This is a genomic window from Dactylosporangium sp. NPDC049525, from assembly GCF_040676755.1.
Lineage (GTDB): Bacteria > Actinomycetota > Actinomycetes > Mycobacteriales > Micromonosporaceae > Dactylosporangium.
This window is the reverse complement of record NZ_JBFAPO010000015.1, coordinates 1-16010: the sequence shown is the minus strand read 5'-3', so window position 1 is coordinate 16010 and position 16010 is coordinate 1. Positions and strand designations below refer to the sequence as shown.

The window sequence follows — 16010 nt, the reverse complement described above, 5'->3', positions numbered from 1 at the left end:
GTTGGCAAGGTTGAGGCAGACTCGAGCAGTGAAGACCCCAAGCCGCCGACCGCCCTCTCCGCCGCAGTCTGCGTTCGTGGGGTTCCGGTTCCCGCCGGAGGTGATCGTGATCGCGGTCCGGTGGTATCTGCGGTTCGGCCTTTCCTACCGCGACGTCGAAGAACTGCTCCTCGAACGTGGTGTCGAGGTCGACCACGTCAAGGTGTTCCGTTGGGTGCAGCGGTTCACCCCGCTGATGGTCGACGCGGTCAGGTTCTGCCGGCATTCGCCTGGTGACAGGTGGTACGTGGACGAGACGTATGTCAAGGTCAACGGGTCTGGCGGTACGTCTATCGCGCAGTCGACCAGCACGGCCAGGTCATTGATGTGCTGGTCTCGGCACGCCGGGATGCGGCTGCGGCTCGGCGGTTCTTCCTACGGGCGTTGGCCATGTTGAAGGTGACACCGAGCGAGGTGGTCACCGACTTGGCACCGGTCTACCCGGCAGTGCTCGACGAACTGGTTCCGTCGGCGTGGCATCACGTCGAGCGCTACGCCAACAATCCGATCGAGGCCGATCACAGCCAGCTCAAGCACCGTCTCAGACCGATGCGCGGACTGCGTACCGACCGAACCGCTACCGTGATCATCGCTGGACACGCTTTCATGCAGAACCTTCGACGCGGCCACTACGAACAGACAACGCAACTGCACCCCACCGAGGGCTACGGGGAGTTCGACGAGGCTGCCCTGACCCGGGTGTTCGAGGCGGTGGCGCCCGCGCTGCGGCCCGGGCTGGCCCCGCGATCTGGACCAGTATCTGCACCCGGGTCAGAATCCGTATCGGGTGGTGCTGCGTGACGCGGCGGAGCTCGGCGCACAGGAACGCTGATCGGAGAGACCATGGGTACGACGTACGAGACGATTCTGGTCGCGGCACCGCTCGATGCCGTCGAGGCGGTGATCCGGGCGGTCGGCCGGGATGCGACCGTCCGGCAGATCGCCGGGGAGCGGATCCTGGTGGACACGGAGGACCGGCCGCGGGGTCTGGCGATGGAGATCACCGAGCGGACCGGACGGCCGGCGTTCACAACGTTCGTGTTCGACTCGGACGTAGTTGAGTGCCGGATGTATGCCGGCGGGGCGCGGGTGCACCGCTACGTCTCGGACATCGGCATGCTGGTCGAGATGTTCGAGGACGAGGACGGAGTGTTCCGGTCCATGCTCGACGGCAGGGTGCTCGCCGACGGCGAGTCGCCGAGCGGGCCGATCGGTGCGGATCCCGCGTGGTTCATGCCGTTCGCGATGGGGGAGGTCGATCCGGAACGTGTGCGGGCGGCGCTCCTCGCGTGCAAGGAGTACACCTTCGCCGAGGAGCACCATGACGCGATCCTGAACAGTCTCGGGCTGCCGTCGTATAATTCTGGCAGCACTCCTCCGGCATCTTCGTAACAGCGGATCGCCGCGCCGGAGGTCCTCTGGGGCGCGTTTCATAATCCGGTCAGAGCCACCCGCTGATGATGGTGATGGTGAGGACTGCCTGGCAGCGGACTGCGAGTTTGTCGTATCGGGTGGCGACGCCGCGGTGTCGTTTGAGGCGGTTGATGCCGCATTCGACGGCGTGGCGTGGCGTTGCCGGTAGACGATCGGATCGAACGCGGGTGGCCTGCTGTCGCCGCGTTGACCGGCGGTGAGGGTCATGGCCAGGACCTTCTGGCCCTGTTCGCAGGCCAGATGGGTCATGGTGGTCAGGCCGCCGCGTGAGGCGGGCCGAGCGCGTGGTCGGCTGGCTCTTCATGCACGCCGCCGGGGTCGCACCGATTGGTGCTCTTCGACCGGTCCGAGGCGTTCCGCCGCTGGGCGGCAGTGTTCTGCAGGGAGCAGGCCCTGGATGCGGATGCCTACGCGTGGCTGCCGCCGCGGACCGCGAGGGTCTGGAGCCGAGAGTGCGGTTCTTCGGCGCGCCGTGGTCGAGCGCGTATCGCGGGCCTGAGTACGCCGTTCGTCTGCGGTACGCGCCCTTGGCCCTTGCCGGCTGGGCATCGTGCCGGTGGGCAGGAACGCCGTGTTGGTCAACGCCAGGACGGCGCCGTCGTGCGACGGCGCCGTCGGGCGGCGATCGGGCGTCAGGCGGTGCGGGAAGCGTTGATCGGGGCGGTCATCCGCATCGCGTAGAAGCTCGACGGGATGCGGGTCATCCCGGTCCACACCTCGCCCTGCACGTCGCCGAACGCCTCGCGGGCCAGAGCGTCGAAGCCTGCCGGCTCGCGGACGAACTCGCCGCGGTCGTTCTTCGACATCCACCGTGACACTTTGCCCTGCGACGGCTCGTAGCAGGTGTCGACGGTGACGACCATGCCGCCGGGGGCGAGCGCGCGGGCGGCGAGGTGCAGCAGGTCGCGGGACTGCTCGTCGGACAGGTGGTGGAGCAGTCCCAGTAGCAGCACCTTGTCGATCGGCGGCAGCACCGCCAGGTGCTCCTCGGTGAAGACGGCGCAGTGGAACTCCGCGCGGTCGCCCCAGCGTCCGCGGGCATAGTCGATGTACCGCTGCGACGTGTCGAAGCCGTAGTAGCGCACGTCGCCGAGGCGCTCGTAGTAGTACGCCGGGCCGCAGCCGACATCGAGGATCGCGTCGCCGGGCTTGGGTTCGATCGCCTCGAGGCACCGGTAGCGAAGGCGGTCGGCGCCGAGGCTCTTCTGCAGCGCCACGTACATTTGCACGTTGCCGAGCAGGTCCTTGGCCTTGTCGAGCATGTTGGATCTTCCCTTCAGCTGCGGGTCGCGCGGAGGACCAGCGAGACGCCCGGCAGGGACTGCACCGGCAGGTACCGCTCCGTCTTGATGATGGTGGTGAGGGTCGCGTTGAGCAGGCCGCCAACGTGGTCGAGGTCGCTGCTGGTGGCGCGGCGGCGGCGCCATGCGGCGGCCGGGCGCATCAGCACGTTCCAGCTCCACAGCCGGTCGATGCGCAGGCCCGCCTTCTCGATCACCGTGGTGAGGGTGTCACGGGTGTAGCGGCGCACGTGCCCGACCGCGACGTCATGGGCCGACCAGAGCCGCATATCGCACGGCACGGCGATCAGGGCGGTGCCGCCGGGCCGCAATACGCGATGGATGTCGCCGGCGGCCCGGTCGTCCTCCTCGATGTGCTCCAGGATGTCGAAGGCGAGCACCAGGTCGATTGACTTCGACGCGAACGGCAGGTGTCGGGCGTCCGCGCGGATCGCAGCCAGGCCACGCTCGGCCGCCGCTTTGGCGCCCTCCTCGCCGTACTCCAGCGCGATCGGGTGCCAGCCGTGCGCCTTGAGTACCCTGCTGTTGCCGCCGCCGGCCGCGCCGATGTCCAGCGCCACGCCGGGTGCGCTGCCGAGCCTGCGCAGCTCCCGCGCGAGTAGCGCCCGGCGCTCGCGGTACCACCAGTGGCGGTCCTCGAGTTCGACCAGCTTACGAACTTCGGTGGCTTCCACCGTGTATTCCCGCCTTTCCCGCCGTTCAGCGGTTGATCTCGTATACGGCAGCGGTCCCGGAACGGAACCGCAGCGTCGCGAACTTCGGCAGGTCAGTCCCGACGCTGCCGCGCGCCTCGTCCACGAACAGCCAGGTGACGCCGTAGCGGTCACGCAGGCGGCCGACAGTATCGGCGGTTGGCGCGCTGAAGGCGGCGTCATTGTCGGCGAGCAGCTGCTGGTCCCAGAATGGGGCGAACCACAGCGGGACACCCGCCTTGTCCGCCTCTCGGTAGGCGCTGCTGACGTAGCCCCATCCTTCGACGAGCATCCGGCGCTCGCTGATCGCCGTGAGGCCGAAGTGCCGGTTGTCGCACGGGTTGCCTGGCTTCGGGTCCGGGTCCCACAGGCAGTGCACGTTCGTCGCGACGAGCGCGTCCGGGTCGGAGTGGTCCCGCAGCCAGAGCGCGACGGTGACGGCGTCACGCGGGAACATCGCGCCCGCGCCCGTCATGTCGTTCGGGTACAGGTACGCGCGGTCCGGCGGCCGCCGCCAGCCCTGGGTGCGTCCGGCGTCAACCATCAGCCGCAGCTCGTCACCGACTGACGGCAGGCTGGTGCCGAGACCGAGGACGACGAGCAGCCCGACCGCGAGCTTCCGGGTGAGCAGGCCACGCCGCACGGCCACGACGAGCGCGGCGCCGGCGAGCAGGAAACCGGCTACGAGCACGCCGTACGGCCACACCAGCGCCCAGGCGACGTGCCTGTACCCCTGATTCGCCCGCGGGATGTACGGGCCTCCCTTGAGCCGGATCACGTAGATGGCCAGCACGCCGATTGCCGCGGAGCCCAGGAGCGCCAACCCGGCCCGGCGGGTCAGGCGCTCGTCGAGCACGTGCGCCAGCCCCACGACGACGGCGATCGTCAGGTAGGGCCGGGCCGAGCTGATGAAGTAGCCCTGCGCCCCGCCGATGTGCCCGAGCAGCAGGAACATCGCGAGCCCGACCGCGCCGAGGCTCAACAGCAGTGACACCCCCGGCTCGAGGAACCGCCGACGCCGGGCCAGCACGATGATCCCGCCCCACATGAGCAGCCAGCACACGAGCGTGATCGCAGCGATGAGCGCGACCCGCCGCAAGGGTGAGTCCGTCGTCGAGTAGCCGGTGTTGCTGGCGGCGGCGGCGGAGAACATCCGCAGGGCCGCGAGTGGGTCGAGGCTCAGTCCGAGGTTCGCGCCGCGGTACAGCACCAGCTGCGCGAACACGAACCCGAGCCCGGCCATGCCGGCGGCGATGGCTGCCGGACGGTCCAGACGGCGGGCAACCAGCAGCCGCACGACGATCACCCCGAGGAGGGCGGCGAGGAGCATCGGCAAGAGGGTGGCCTTGGCGCCTGTCAGCGTCGCCAGCAACGTCGCCAGCAGCACCCATCTGGGCAGCTCAGCCCGCCACGGGCGGTCCGCGCGGAGCAGCTCGAGCAGGAGCAGCATGGCCGCGGCGAAGATCGTGATGCCGAACGTCTGGGTCGGACTGGTCCAGGTCACCATCGTGAACACGGAGCCGTCGTCAAACGCGGAGAAGCCGAACCAGCTGTCCTGCAACCGCCACGAGTACGGGTTTGGGCTCAACGCGAAGAACGTCGCCGCGGGGGCGAGTGCGGCCGCCCACCACCGGCCCGTCAGTGACCGGGCGATCGCCCCGATCAGTACGAGGAACGCCGCGATCATAGGCAGGAGGGACAGCCGGTTGAGCAGCACCACCGGCTGGATTCCGGTCACCCAGCTCGTTGCGGCCATCTCCGCGTAGACGAACCAGTGATACAGCATCGGTTCGCCGGCCACCCACGGCGTCACCGGCGGCATGTGGTGCTTGGCGTCGCCGATGATCGCCAGATGGAAGCTCGGGTCCGGGTCGTAGACGCCGTTGTACGGCCACATGACGAGGTGTGACTGGAAGCCTCTGGTGGCCCGGAAAAGCAGCACCGCGAGGATCCCGCTGAACGTCCAGGCGAGCCACCACGGTGTCCGGTCCGCCGGATCGCAGCTTCCTCGCCAGTGTCGCCGCAAGGTCGGTACGGCCAGGAAGGCGCCGATGGTGACGACGGGGAACAGCAGTACCAGCAGCGGCGCGCCGGCCGCGCGGGCAGCGATATAGGCGAGTGTCTCCAGCGCGTACCCGAATGCCGCCCCTGCGGCGATGTCACCGACGAACCAGCCGGCACGGCCGCGCAGCGCGCGCCAGGCGAGTGTGCCCGGCAAGATCACGCCGACCCCGATGTAAAGGGCGAACAACCCGGTCGCAGGCAGCGGGACGTCGTAGACTCGCAGGCCTACCGCGGTGATCGCGGCGAGCAGGACCGCCGGCAGCCAGCCGAGGAGGCGGCTCAGCGGCCGGACAGGTGCTGCGGCCTCTCCGGCCGGCCGCGCGTCGGTCTCTTCTGCGGCGATGGTCATAGGTCGATGGACTCCGCTCTAGGCTCTCCGTTGCGCGGCAGCCTACCGCCAGCCGCCAGAACATGAGAGATCCCTGCGGACTGACTTCACGTGTAGTGTCGCGACTCAGTGTTGTCGGAACGGAGAAAGTACAATGCCGTTGCTGTCTGTCATCGTGCCGATGTACAACGAGCAAGATGCGCTGCCCCTGCTGGTGGAGCGTCTCCGCCCGGCACTCGACGCAATAACGGAAAGTTACGAGGTTGTCGCGGTCAATGACGGCAGCGTCGACGCGACCGGCTCGATCCTGCACCTTATGCGCACCACCTGGCCGCAACTGCGGGTGATCACGTTCAGTCGCAACTGCGGGCATCAGGCCGCCCTCACCGCCGGCCTGCATCGTGCCCACGGCGACTATGTGATCAGCATCGACGCCGACCTGCAGGACCCGCCGGAAAAGATCGCCGAGATGCTGACGCTGGCGCGGTCCGAGCAGCTCGACGTCGTGTACGGAGTCCGCAACGACCGGCGCACCGACACCGTCACAAAACGGGCGACCGCCGGGATGTACTACGGGCTGATGCGCCGAATGGTCGGCAACCGGGTCCCCGCGCACGGTGGCGACTTCCGCCTGCTCAGCCGCAGGGCGGTTGAGACGCTGCGCAGCCTGCCGGAGCAGGCCCCGGTGTACCGGCTGCTGATCCCGTGGCTCGGCCTGCCCAGCGGCGAGGTGCACTACTCCCGGGAGAAGCGGGTCGCGGGAAGCACCAAGTACCCCTTCGGCAAGATGGTCCGGCTGGCGATGGACAGCATCACCAGCTTCTCGGCGCTGCCGCTACGACTGGCCACGTGGATGGGCAGTCTCGGCTTCGTGCTCTGCATCCTGCTCTCGATCGCCACGGTGATCGCGTTCATCAGCGGTGTCACGGTCCCGGGCTGGACATCCCTGTCGTTGGCCATCATGTTCATCGGCGCCGTTCAGCTGCTGTGCCTGGGGCTGATGGGCGAATACATCAGCCGTATCTACACCACCATTCAGGGCCGCCCCGCGTACTTCATCGGCGCCGACACCGCGATGACGGGCCCGGCCGCCGAACAGAACATCCCCATACCCCGCCTCCCCGGCCAACTGATCCGGTAGCTGTCCACTGTGGACGATCACCGCACCTGTGCGACACGGACGCTCGTACGATCTGAGCCGACCCATCACCCACCGCAACCGGTCACGTTCAGGTTCACCTGAGGTGATAAACCAGGCGGACCGGGTGTTTCGTCGGTGCGGGCACCGGTACGCCGATACGCTGACGGCGTGGGGCAGTGGGCCAAGCGCGACGACACGATCGTGCATGAAGAAGATCCGTACAACGCGGAGCCGGTCCTGTCCGCGCTCGATCGCCTGCCGCTCACCCCGCTGGACACGTTCTACAGCCGCAATCACGGCCCGATCCAGCAGATCGACCCGGATGCGTGGCGCCTCGAGGTGGGCGGGCTCGTCGACCGCACCCTCACGCTCTCCCTGACTGAGCTCCAGCAGCAGTTCAGCCACCGCACGGTCGTGGCCACGCTGGCATGTGCCGGCAACCGCCGGGCCGAGCTCAGTGCCGTCCGGCCCATTCCGGGCCAGACCCCATGGGGGCCCGCCGCGATCTCCACTGCCGAATGGACCGGTGCCGCGCTCGCCGACGTGCTCGGCCACACCGGTCTCCGCCCGCGGGCGGGCCATGTCGCGTTCGTTGAAGCGGATGCGGCACCTCGGCCCGGCGGGTCCCGGCTGTTCGGCGGGTCCATCCCGGTTGCGAAGGCGATGGCCGGTGAGGCGCTGCTTGCCTGGCAGATGAATGGTGTACCGCTTCCCGCAGTGCACGGCGGACCGGTCCGGATCGTGGTGCCCGGCTATGTCGGCGCGCGTAGCGTCAAGTGGCTGCAACGCATCACCGCGCAGGAACATCCCTCCGGCAACTACTTCCAGGCAATGGATTACCTCCTGCTGCCGGCCGACGCCGACCCGGCCGAGGTCGCTGCTGGACGAGGCATGTCCCTCGGCGTGGCCGCCCTGAACGCCGCGATCCTGTCACCGAACGAGAGCCAGACCGTGCCCGCCGGCCCGATACAGGTCAGCGGCTACGCGTACGCGGGTGACAACCGCGAGGTCGCGCGGGTCGACGTGTCCGTCGACGGCGGTCGGCATTGGCAGCAGGCGGAACTCGCCGCGGCGCCGAGCCCGTGGGCCTGGCGACTGTGGCAGCTGACCGTGCACCTTCCGCCGGGGCCCGCACAGATCACGGCCAGGGCCTGGGACACCAGCGCGACCAGTCAACCCGAACACGCTGAGCACCTTTGGAACCCGCTGGGCTACATGAACAACGCCTGGAGTCGGGTCCAGTTCACCTGCGCTCCGCGCTGACGCTCCCGATTGCCCGCCCGGCAGCGGCCGCCGCGTTCGCGGGCATTGACCGATTTGCCGGCATCCATGACAGGCATGCTTCGCGGTGGCGCCGGACCGGGATGAGGGCCGCTCCGAGCGAGTTCCAGGAGGGGGCCAGGCGACGGGATCCGAACCGTCCCCCCAAACGGAAAATCTGGTCATTTCGACCACGCCCGATGCGACCCCGGACTGCGGTAGACCGTAGATCCGGGTGACTATCTACGCAGCCGGATATCTGAAACTTTCCTTAAGTTGCCTGCTCAGAGCTTGAAGCTGCCCCGTAAGCCGATACCGTCCCATGGGAGCGCTCCCCTGAAAGAACATCTGTGAGAGGAGGCGTTCTTGTCAGGCAATAGATCACGCGGTCCCGTGACCGCAACACTCACCGGCGTCATGGTGGCCGCTTCGGCAGGGGCAATGGTTTGGGTCGGCAGCGCGTCGGCTGCGACCACCCCCGGTGTCCTGTTCCGGGACCCAGAGTCACAGGCCGTGCGCTGGCTGGCGGCCAACCCCAATGACTCCAGAGCGGGCGTCATACGCGACCGCATCGCAAGCCAGCCCAATGGCCGATGGTTCACCACCTACCAGCCCAACTCCGTTACATCAGAGGTCGCGGGGTTCGTCGGCAAGGCCAACGCCGCCGGAAGCGTGCCGCTGCTCGTCATGTACGCACTACCGAACCGTGACTGCGGTGGGGCGAGCGCAGGTGGGGCCCCGGACATCGCAAGCTACAAGACGTGGGCGCAGCAGTTCGCCAAGGGACTGGGCTCGCGGCGCGCGATCGTCATCGTCGAGCCGGACGCGCTCGCGCTGCAAACCTGCCTCGACGACTCGAAGATCGCCGAGCGTGACGGTGCGGTCGCGTTCGCGGCGAAGGCCATCAAGGACGCCAACCCCGCTGCCAAGGTGTACCTTGACGGCGGTCACTCAAACTGGAACTCGCCGGACGAGCAGGCCCGACGGCTTGTCGCGGCCGGCGTGAAGACCTCCGCGGACGGCTTCTACACCAACGCGTCGAACTTCCGTCGCACGGCCGACGAGGTCGCATACGGCAAGGCCGTCCTCACGCAACTCAACGCGCCCCAGTTGCACTTTGTCGTGGACACGAGCCGCAACGGCAGCGGATCATTGGGCGATCAGTGGTGCGACCCCGCCGGGCGCGCCATCGGCGAGGCACCGACCCTCAACACGGGCGACCCCGCCGTGGACGCTTTCCTGTGGATCAAGCCGCCGGGCGAGGCGGACGGCTGCCAAGGCGGTGCGGGCACATTCTCGCCGGACGTGGCCTACCAACTGGCCACCAATGGCAGTCCAGCGCAGTCACAGACAGCCACGTCACCGGCACCATCGCAAACAGCCAGCTCACCGGCACCGTCACAGACAGCCACTTCACTGGGCTGGCGCTCCCTTCTGAGCCTCCTCAGGTTCCTCTGGAGTTGGCGATAGACGGTGGTGAAGACAAGACCACGGGAGCCTGATCGCCACCCACGTCTCCGAGGAAGGCCGCTCGCTGGATCACCGGCCAGGACGTCGAAAGTCTCCGGCGGGCAGAACCTCTGACGGGTCACGACCCTGCAGGCGGGCAGTCAGCGCCCGGCCGCCTGCAGGGTCGCGCGGACCCGAGCGCCAACCCAGCCGTCAGTTGTACGTTGTGAAGGCGTCGACAAGCATGTATTGACCGGTCTTCTTGACGCCCCGTATCGTGTGCGTTCCGGTGGCCAGGCCTCGTTTGCTGTACACAACCTGTTGTGCGAGCCGGGTCGGATTGGCGCAATCCACGGTCTGCTGGAACACGCCGTCGATGTAGATGTCGATCTGACCCATATCGCTGTTCTTTTCGGTTACGTAGTCCACCCCGGTTCCGGTGAACGTGAACTGGAAGGAGTCGTTGTTGGCCGTGGCGTAGTGAACGTCGGCCTGATAGTCGCCCTCAAGCCGCCCGGAACTGTAGGTCCAGGTGCCGCCGACATAGGCAGCGCGGCTGTCCGTGTCGTTGACCTTTGTGCTGCCACCGCCGGCACCGTCGTTGGACGGGGCGAAGGCGTCCACGAGCATGTATTGACCGGTCTTCTTGACGCCCCGTATCGTGTGCGTTCCGGTGGCCAGGCCTCGTTTGCTGTACACAACCTGTTGTGCGAGCCGGGTCGGATTGGCGCAATCCACGGTTTGCTGGAACACGCCGTCGATGTAGATGTCGATCTGGCCCATATCGCTGTTCTTTTCGGTTACGTAGTCCACGCCGGTTCCGGTGAACGTGAACTGGAAGGAGTCGTTGTTGGCCGTGGCGTAGTGAACGTCGGCCTGATAGTCGCCCGAATTCCGTCCGGAACTGTAGGCCCAGCTGCTGCCGCCGTAGGAGATGTTGCTGTCCGTGTCGTTGACCTTTGCGCCCGTTCCCACCACCGAGGAACTTCTGTACTGGTCAGGGGTCGTGCCGGGCCTGACCATGACGATGGTTTCACCGGCCGTCGTGGCGAAGCTGAGCAATGACCCCGACAGCGTTTCGGCCTGCACGCCGTTGCGATACAGCACGACGTTGGTGGCCCACGGATTTCTGACCTTGGCGGTGCCGCCGAGCTGCGATTCGATTTCTACGTACTGAACATCCTGGCTGGCCATGGAGGAGGAGACGACAAAGCCGCCCTTGGCCAGCAGCTTGTATTTGGCGTCCCAGGCCGTCGGCCACGCGGGGAACACCCGGATCACCGGGTCCAGCGCCGGTTTCGGGGCCACACTCTGCGACAATGCCTCTTGCAGTGCGGCCGACCAGGTTCCGTATCCTTGGGCCGAATAGTAGTCGGATTCCTTTTGCAGCAGGTTGGGCGTATCGAAGAATTGACGGTACTGCACGGGGAACATGACCGCCAGGTCATTGGCCCGCCCCAGTCGTGCCGCATCCACCAGGAACCTGCTGGTGGGATGGGCCGCCTGACCGTTGTTGCGGATGTTCGAATATCCCGGGGACGCCAGGTAGGTGTTGATGGCCGTGTTCCAGTCGCCGCCGTCCATTCCCTGATCCCTTGATTCCAGGGTCAGGACATCGAACTTCTCCAGCATCTTGAACCTGGGGCTCTCGGATCCGTAGTTGTCCCGGGTCAACGCGGCCGGCTGGCGGCCTTCCGCCCAGGTGGGCCGGTGGAGGTCAACCCCCCGATTGCTCCCGGCTGGCTGCTGAGCGGAAAGGGGGCAATCTTGTCGAGCCGGTCCTGCCACAGCGGTCGCAGTGCGGCGTCCTGGTTGGTCAGCTGCGATGCCCGGATCGCCACCGCGAATATACCCCTGGCCAGGGAGAGATCGTCGATGACGTCCGTGCCGGCCCAGATGTGTTCATGCAGGTTCGTGTTGTGAAAATGGTACTTGCCATCTGCGTCCAAAGTGAAGCCGGGATAGGTGCGGTAGAATTCCGCCGCGCCTTTGATGAAGGGGTAGGCAACATTCTGCAGAAACGCGAGGTCCTTGGTGTACTGGTAGCGTTGCCAGAAGTACTCGGCCGTCTCCTGCGTGGCAACCATGGTGTGTACCACCCATGATGCCGGCGCCACTGCGCTACCCGCCCAGCTCCAGGTCGACAGCAGACCGTCCCTGTTGCCGGCGAAAGCATTGAGAGCGGATGTTCTGGGCCCCTGGTAGGTGAGAAATGTTTTCAGGTCGTTGGCGGTCGAGGTCGGCAGCGTTTCAAATCCGGAGAAGCCGGAGGTCTCTCCGATGAAGACGCCTTGGCTGCCCCACATCTGTGACGCCGCAGTCTGATATCTGCCCAGGTTCGACGTTCTCATGTTGAACAGCGGATCTTTGAGTTCCGTGTGGTTGGCGGCGTCGAAAGGTTGATACAGGGAGTCCTGATTCCAGTTCCAGTAGCTGCCACCCCAGTCTCGGGTGTCGCCCTCGGCGATCCAGATGGAGCCGTTGAATTTGCCCGGGTATTTGCCTCTGTTCGAGATCGCCGCCAAATACATGTAGTAGGTGCGTCTTTTCTCGAAGTTCAGTTGCGTGGGGAGGTAGACGTAGGACTTGGACCAGAAGTTGTGCCACCAGGCTTGGTTGGAGGCAAAGATGGAGCTGTAGGTGGACGACGTGTTGACCTGGGCGATCGCGTTGCTCTTCACGTCGGTGGCCGTGTTCATGCTGGTGTCGCCACCGATCAGGACGGTGAACGTGCCGGCGGAGGCGGGCACCGTCAACCGGACGGTCTGCGAGTCCACCGTGCTCGTCGTTCCTGTGCGACCTTGAACCTTGATCGCCACGGCCGTGCTGCAGTAGAAGTTGTTGCTGGTGATACCGGTGGAGGCGGCTTCGGAGAACACCTGCTTGAGAGCGATGATGTTGCCCGGCTCCTGGCTGATCGTGGACACCGCGTGGTTGGCGCCGCCGGTGCCGGTGTTCACGGAGGGGGCCCTGAGCATTTTCAGATCGATGTTGACCGGGGTTGGCGTGGGACGGTTGTCGGTGATCTGAATGGCAACGGTGTCGGAGTCGTTTTTCGCGATCACCTTGGCGTTCAGCAGATTGCCGTCAATGTTCAGCAGCGCATCGTAGAGGGACAGGCGCTGGGTGGTCGCCGAGTTGAAGACGGCGCCGCCGAAATCCAGGTTGATCCTTCCGAGGCCGCCGCCGCTGTTGTTTGCCTTGGCGGAGGCATCGTTGGCAACGAACGTATCCGTGTGATTTACCTGCATACTCAGGACATTGCTCGTCGGTTCCCAGACCGGACCGCCGAACTTGCCGTTGGCTATCGGCATGCCCTGCGGGCCGGAGGTGATCATTCCGGTCTGCGTGAGGTCGGACCGGGAGACGAGCTGGTTGTAGTCCGGGTTGAAGACAGGCGTCCCACTGGCAAGAACGGGGGCAGGTTCCGCTATCACGATCTGCACGACCGCCGCGCACAAAACGATGGTCGCAGCGGTGACCGCAACTCTCCATCTCGGGGGTTTCATTGATTCCTCCTCTTGCGTGCCTGGAACCGGGCGTGCCGGTCCGGAACCGGGGCCTGCCGGTCTGCAACCGGGGCGTGCCGGTGAAGTAGAGATTGGTGGCAGTCCGCGACCGGGCCCGGCTCGATCCGGCGCGGAGCGTCACGGTGCTGCCGCGCAGAGGAGGCGCGGCAGTGTCGCGATGCCGCCGCGCCATGGAGGCGCGGCAGCGTCGGCCGTGCTACGCGCGGACCCTGAACGCGTCGAGGAGCATGTAGCGGCCATCCCGCTTCACGGCCCTGATGGTGTGACTGCCGGACGCGGTCCAGTTCTTGGAGTAGACCGTCTGCTGAGCGAGCCGAGTCGGGTTGGACGTGTTCACCGTCTGCTGGAACACGCCATCGAGGTAGACGTCGACGTTGCCTTGGTCGGAAAACTTCTCCGTCACCAGATCCACGCCACGTCCGGTGAACGTGTACGACACGGCGTCGCCGTTGGTGGTGGTGTAGCGGACGTCGTCGAGGTAGTCACCGACGCCGCGGCCGCTGGAGACGGACCAGGCACCGGTGTACGTGATCGACGGGTTGGTGTTGTTGACCAACTGGCCGGACGGCGTGCCGCGCACGCTGCTGTTGAGCTGGCTGAGCACGCCGAGGCTCTGCGCGGACACGGTGCCGTCCTCGTACATCATCATGTTGAACGACAGCGGCACGGACCGGGCGGCGGCCGCCGTGACGCGGGCGATCGCCCAGTTGCTGTCGAAGTTCGTGCCGCCGATCTGCTGGCCCCGGCCGTGGATGCCCCAGTCGCTCTCCATGGCAAACATGCCGTGTTCCAGCAGGCCCTGGTTCGGCCCAGCGGTGAGGATGCCGTTGCCGCCGGCGGGCGCTCCGGGCGGGGTGCCCTGGCCGGTGTTGAGCTCGCCGAACCAGACGTCCTGGAACTCGGTGAAGCGCGGGTAGACCCAGCTGTTCCAGGAGACGGTGCGGGACGGGTTGCCGGTGCGGGCGACGGTCTCGAGTTCCTCGAACCGGGCCGGGTAGTAGACCATGCCGTCGTCGAAGAAGAACCCGTCGAGGTTCGTGCCCAGGCGCTGGCCGATCTCGCCGACGATGTTCTTCCAGTTGGTGAAGAAGGTGCTGCGGTCGCCGGTACCGGTACCGGCGAACGACGCGGGAAAGTTCTGCTTCTGCCAGAAGGCGGACTCCTCCTTGCCCTCGTGGTAGTACAGGGCGAAGCGGATGTTCTCCGCGTGCAGCGCTGCGGCGATCTCGCCGATCAGGTTCCGTTGCGCGGTGAAGGCGCCGCCGTTGGCCATGATGTTGTCCAGTGCGGTGTTGGGCATGTCGGGCCGGTAGCCCCACCAGCTGAACGACCAGATGACGTAGGCGGCGCCGGTCTGCTTGACGGTGTTGACGAAGCCCGCCACGTTGAAGTCGTTGGCCTGCGCCTCGAGGCTCTTGGCCGGGCCTCCGCCGCTGGGGAAGCCCCACGAGCCGTACTGGAACATCAGACCGTACTTGGCCTGCCGGAGCCAGCTGAGGTTGGCCGCCGCCCGGCGGGAGGCGATGCGCGCCTGGTAGGCGGCGTAGTCCACGGAGCGGATGAGCTCGACCGACTTGACCTGCGCGTCGCCGCTGATGGTGCCGGTCCGGCGCAGTTCGACGGTGCTCGCGCCGGCGGGCAGTGCGAGGGCACCCACGTCGATCTTCAGCCAACCGCCGGCGGTCGTGAACGGCACCGCCGTGCTCGTGCCGCGCACGGCGAGCCTGAACTGCTGGCCCGCGGAGGCGTTGACCAGCACGGCGAACCGGTAGGAGGCGGCGGCGGGCACCGACACGGTCCAGGCGAGGTAGTCCGCGGCGGTGGTGAAGTGCTCGACGTGGAGGTTCTTGGCCACGTCGCCCTCGTTGTGCACGGTGATGGTGGAGGTGCGCTCGGCTGCGGAGGCCATCAGCACGACGAGGTCGTCGGAGCCGGTGCCGGGGGTGATGACGATCGGGTTGGGGCCGACCTGGGCGACCGTGGCGGCGGCCGCCGGGCTGGCGGAGGTCACGATCCACGTGCTGATCAGGGCAGCGCAGAGGGTGACCGCGAGTGTTCTCGGGCGGTTGAGACGCATCGGAGGGACTCTCCTTGCGAAGGCGGGGGTGGCGACGGCTGTGGCGGAGCGGTCGCAAGTGCCCGGACGGCACCTATCGGGGATGGTGAACCCGCCGGATGTGCCGCCGCAAGACCTTGGCGGCATTTTTGTTGTCCAAGGCGTCAAAAATACTTCGCTGCTACCCGGCCGCTTCCCGATCTTGAAGCGGCTGATGGAGGGCGATGGGTAGCGGCCGGATCCCGTCGAGCATCTGCTCCAGCACCGCCAGCGCCGCGCCCTCGACCGAGCCCCACGCGCCGAGGACGGACTGCTCGATCTGCGGCGGGTCGGCCTCGGTCACCAGCAGGGACGCGTCGAACGAGCTCCGCACGGACGTGAGCATCCACGGCGCCAGCCGGGTGTAGTGGCCGCCGAGGACGACGAGGCGGGGGTCGAGGATCGCACACACGGCGGCGGCGCCGATGCCCAGCCAGTTGCCGGCGTCGGCGAGCGCGGCGATCGCCCGCGAGTCTTCGGCCTCGGCCCGCCGGACGAGCTCGTCGACGGCGGTGGACAGCGCCGTCGTGGCCGGCACGGGGTAGGCGGCCACGGACGCCGGGACCTCGCCGCGCCCGGGGGAGGCGGCCGCGGACGCGGGGCCGGCGTCGCCCTCGCCGGCCGGACCCGGGTCGAGGACCCACGACCCGACGGGCGGCTGCCGTCGCGCTGGTGGC

Annotated in this window: 11 protein-coding genes and 2 pseudogenes; 5 read left to right on the top strand and 8 right to left on the bottom strand. The window is 67.1% G+C overall.

All coding sequences use genetic code 11. From position 1 onward, the window contains the following. Window positions 1-76: 76 nt before the first annotated feature. Window positions 77-675 (top strand): annotated as a pseudogene (locus AB0K00_RS22230) (IS6 family transposase); the annotation flags it as partial. Window positions 676-882: 207 nt separating this feature from the next. Then, window positions 883-1431 (top strand): hypothetical protein, encoded by a 549-nt coding sequence (locus AB0K00_RS22225; RefSeq protein ID WP_363523396.1) that lies wholly within the window; start codon window positions 883-885, stop codon window positions 1429-1431. Window positions 1432-1480: 49 nt separating this feature from the next. Here the strand turns inward: AB0K00_RS22225 and AB0K00_RS22220 are convergent. From AB0K00_RS22220 to AB0K00_RS22205, 4 genes and pseudogenes are all read right to left on the bottom strand, one after another. Next, window positions 1481-1790 (bottom strand): annotated as a pseudogene (locus AB0K00_RS22220) (IS5/IS1182 family transposase); the annotation flags it as partial. A gap of 315 nt (window positions 1791-2105) precedes the next feature. Beyond that, complete coding sequence (locus tag AB0K00_RS22215) at window positions 2106-2735, bottom strand: methyltransferase domain-containing protein (RefSeq protein ID WP_363523395.1); 630 nt, start codon at window positions 2733-2735, stop codon at window positions 2106-2108. A gap of 14 nt (window positions 2736-2749) precedes the next feature. Next, complete coding sequence (locus tag AB0K00_RS22210) at window positions 2750-3448, bottom strand: class I SAM-dependent methyltransferase (protein ID WP_363523394.1); 699 nt, start codon at window positions 3446-3448, stop codon at window positions 2750-2752. A gap of 25 nt (window positions 3449-3473) precedes the next feature. After that, window positions 3474-5879, bottom strand: coding sequence for a hypothetical protein (locus tag AB0K00_RS22205; protein WP_363523393.1), 2406 nt, complete (start codon window positions 5877-5879; stop codon window positions 3474-3476). A 133-nt stretch (window positions 5880-6012) separates the two neighbouring features. Between AB0K00_RS22205 and AB0K00_RS22200 the strand changes: the two genes are divergently transcribed. From AB0K00_RS22200 to AB0K00_RS22190, 3 genes are all read left to right on the top strand, one after another. Then, window positions 6013-6999: a glycosyltransferase family 2 protein gene (locus AB0K00_RS22200; protein ID WP_363523392.1), complete on the top strand. Its 987-nt coding sequence runs from the start codon at window positions 6013-6015 to the stop codon at window positions 6997-6999. Window positions 7000-7167: 168 nt separating this feature from the next. Further along, window positions 7168-8262, top strand: coding sequence for a sulfite oxidase (locus tag AB0K00_RS22195; protein ID WP_363523391.1), 1095 nt, complete (start codon window positions 7168-7170; stop codon window positions 8260-8262). Window positions 8263-8652: 390 nt separating this feature from the next. Beyond that, the gene (locus AB0K00_RS22190; RefSeq protein ID WP_363523390.1) at window positions 8653-9729 is read left to right on the top strand and encodes a glycoside hydrolase family 6 protein; all 1077 of its coding nucleotides are present in this window, start codon (window positions 8653-8655) and stop codon (window positions 9727-9729) included. A gap of 192 nt (window positions 9730-9921) precedes the next feature. Here the strand turns inward: AB0K00_RS22190 and AB0K00_RS22185 are convergent, their stop codons facing one another. The 4 genes from AB0K00_RS22185 to AB0K00_RS22170 all read right to left on the bottom strand — a co-directional run. Then, complete coding sequence (locus tag AB0K00_RS22185) at window positions 9922-11340, bottom strand: glycoside hydrolase family 95-like protein (protein WP_363523389.1); 1419 nt, start codon at window positions 11338-11340, stop codon at window positions 9922-9924. 38 nt (window positions 11341-11378) lie between these two features. Then, the gene (locus AB0K00_RS22180) at window positions 11379-13217 is read right to left on the bottom strand and encodes a hypothetical protein (RefSeq protein WP_363523388.1); all 1839 of its coding nucleotides are present in this window, start codon (window positions 13215-13217) and stop codon (window positions 11379-11381) included. Window positions 13218-13434: 217 nt separating this feature from the next. Then, window positions 13435-15315 (bottom strand): hypothetical protein, encoded by a 1881-nt coding sequence (locus AB0K00_RS22175; RefSeq protein ID WP_363523387.1) that lies wholly within the window; start codon window positions 15313-15315, stop codon window positions 13435-13437. Window positions 15316-15475: 160 nt separating this feature from the next. Further along, window positions 15476-16010, bottom strand: a 535-nt coding sequence (locus tag AB0K00_RS22170) for an ROK family protein (protein ID WP_363523386.1), incomplete at its 5' end; no start/stop codon positions are given.

Bases quoted from the DNA above. Each gene is read 5' to 3' on its own strand.
- AB0K00_RS22185 (WP_363523389.1), bottom strand. From the start codon at position 11,340: ATGCTGGAGAAGTTCGATGTCCTGACCCTGGAATCAAGGGATCAGGGA.
- AB0K00_RS22215 (WP_363523395.1), bottom strand. From the start codon at position 2,735: ATGCTCGACAAGGCCAAGGACCTGCTCGGCAACGTGCAAATGTACGTG.
- AB0K00_RS22200 (WP_363523392.1), top strand. From the start codon at position 6,013: ATGCCGTTGCTGTCTGTCATCGTGCCGATGTACAACGAGCAAGATGCG.
- AB0K00_RS22225 (WP_363523396.1), top strand. From the start codon at position 883: ATGGGTACGACGTACGAGACGATTCTGGTCGCGGCACCGCTCGATGCC.
- AB0K00_RS22175 (WP_363523387.1), bottom strand. From the start codon at position 15,315: ATGCGTCTCAACCGCCCGAGAACACTCGCGGTCACCCTCTGCGCTGCC.
- AB0K00_RS22180 (WP_363523388.1), bottom strand. From the start codon at position 13,217: ATGAAACCCCCGAGATGGAGAGTTGCGGTCACCGCTGCGACCATCGTT.
- AB0K00_RS22205 (WP_363523393.1), bottom strand. From the start codon at position 5,879: ATGACCATCGCCGCAGAAGAGACCGACGCGCGGCCGGCCGGAGAGGCC.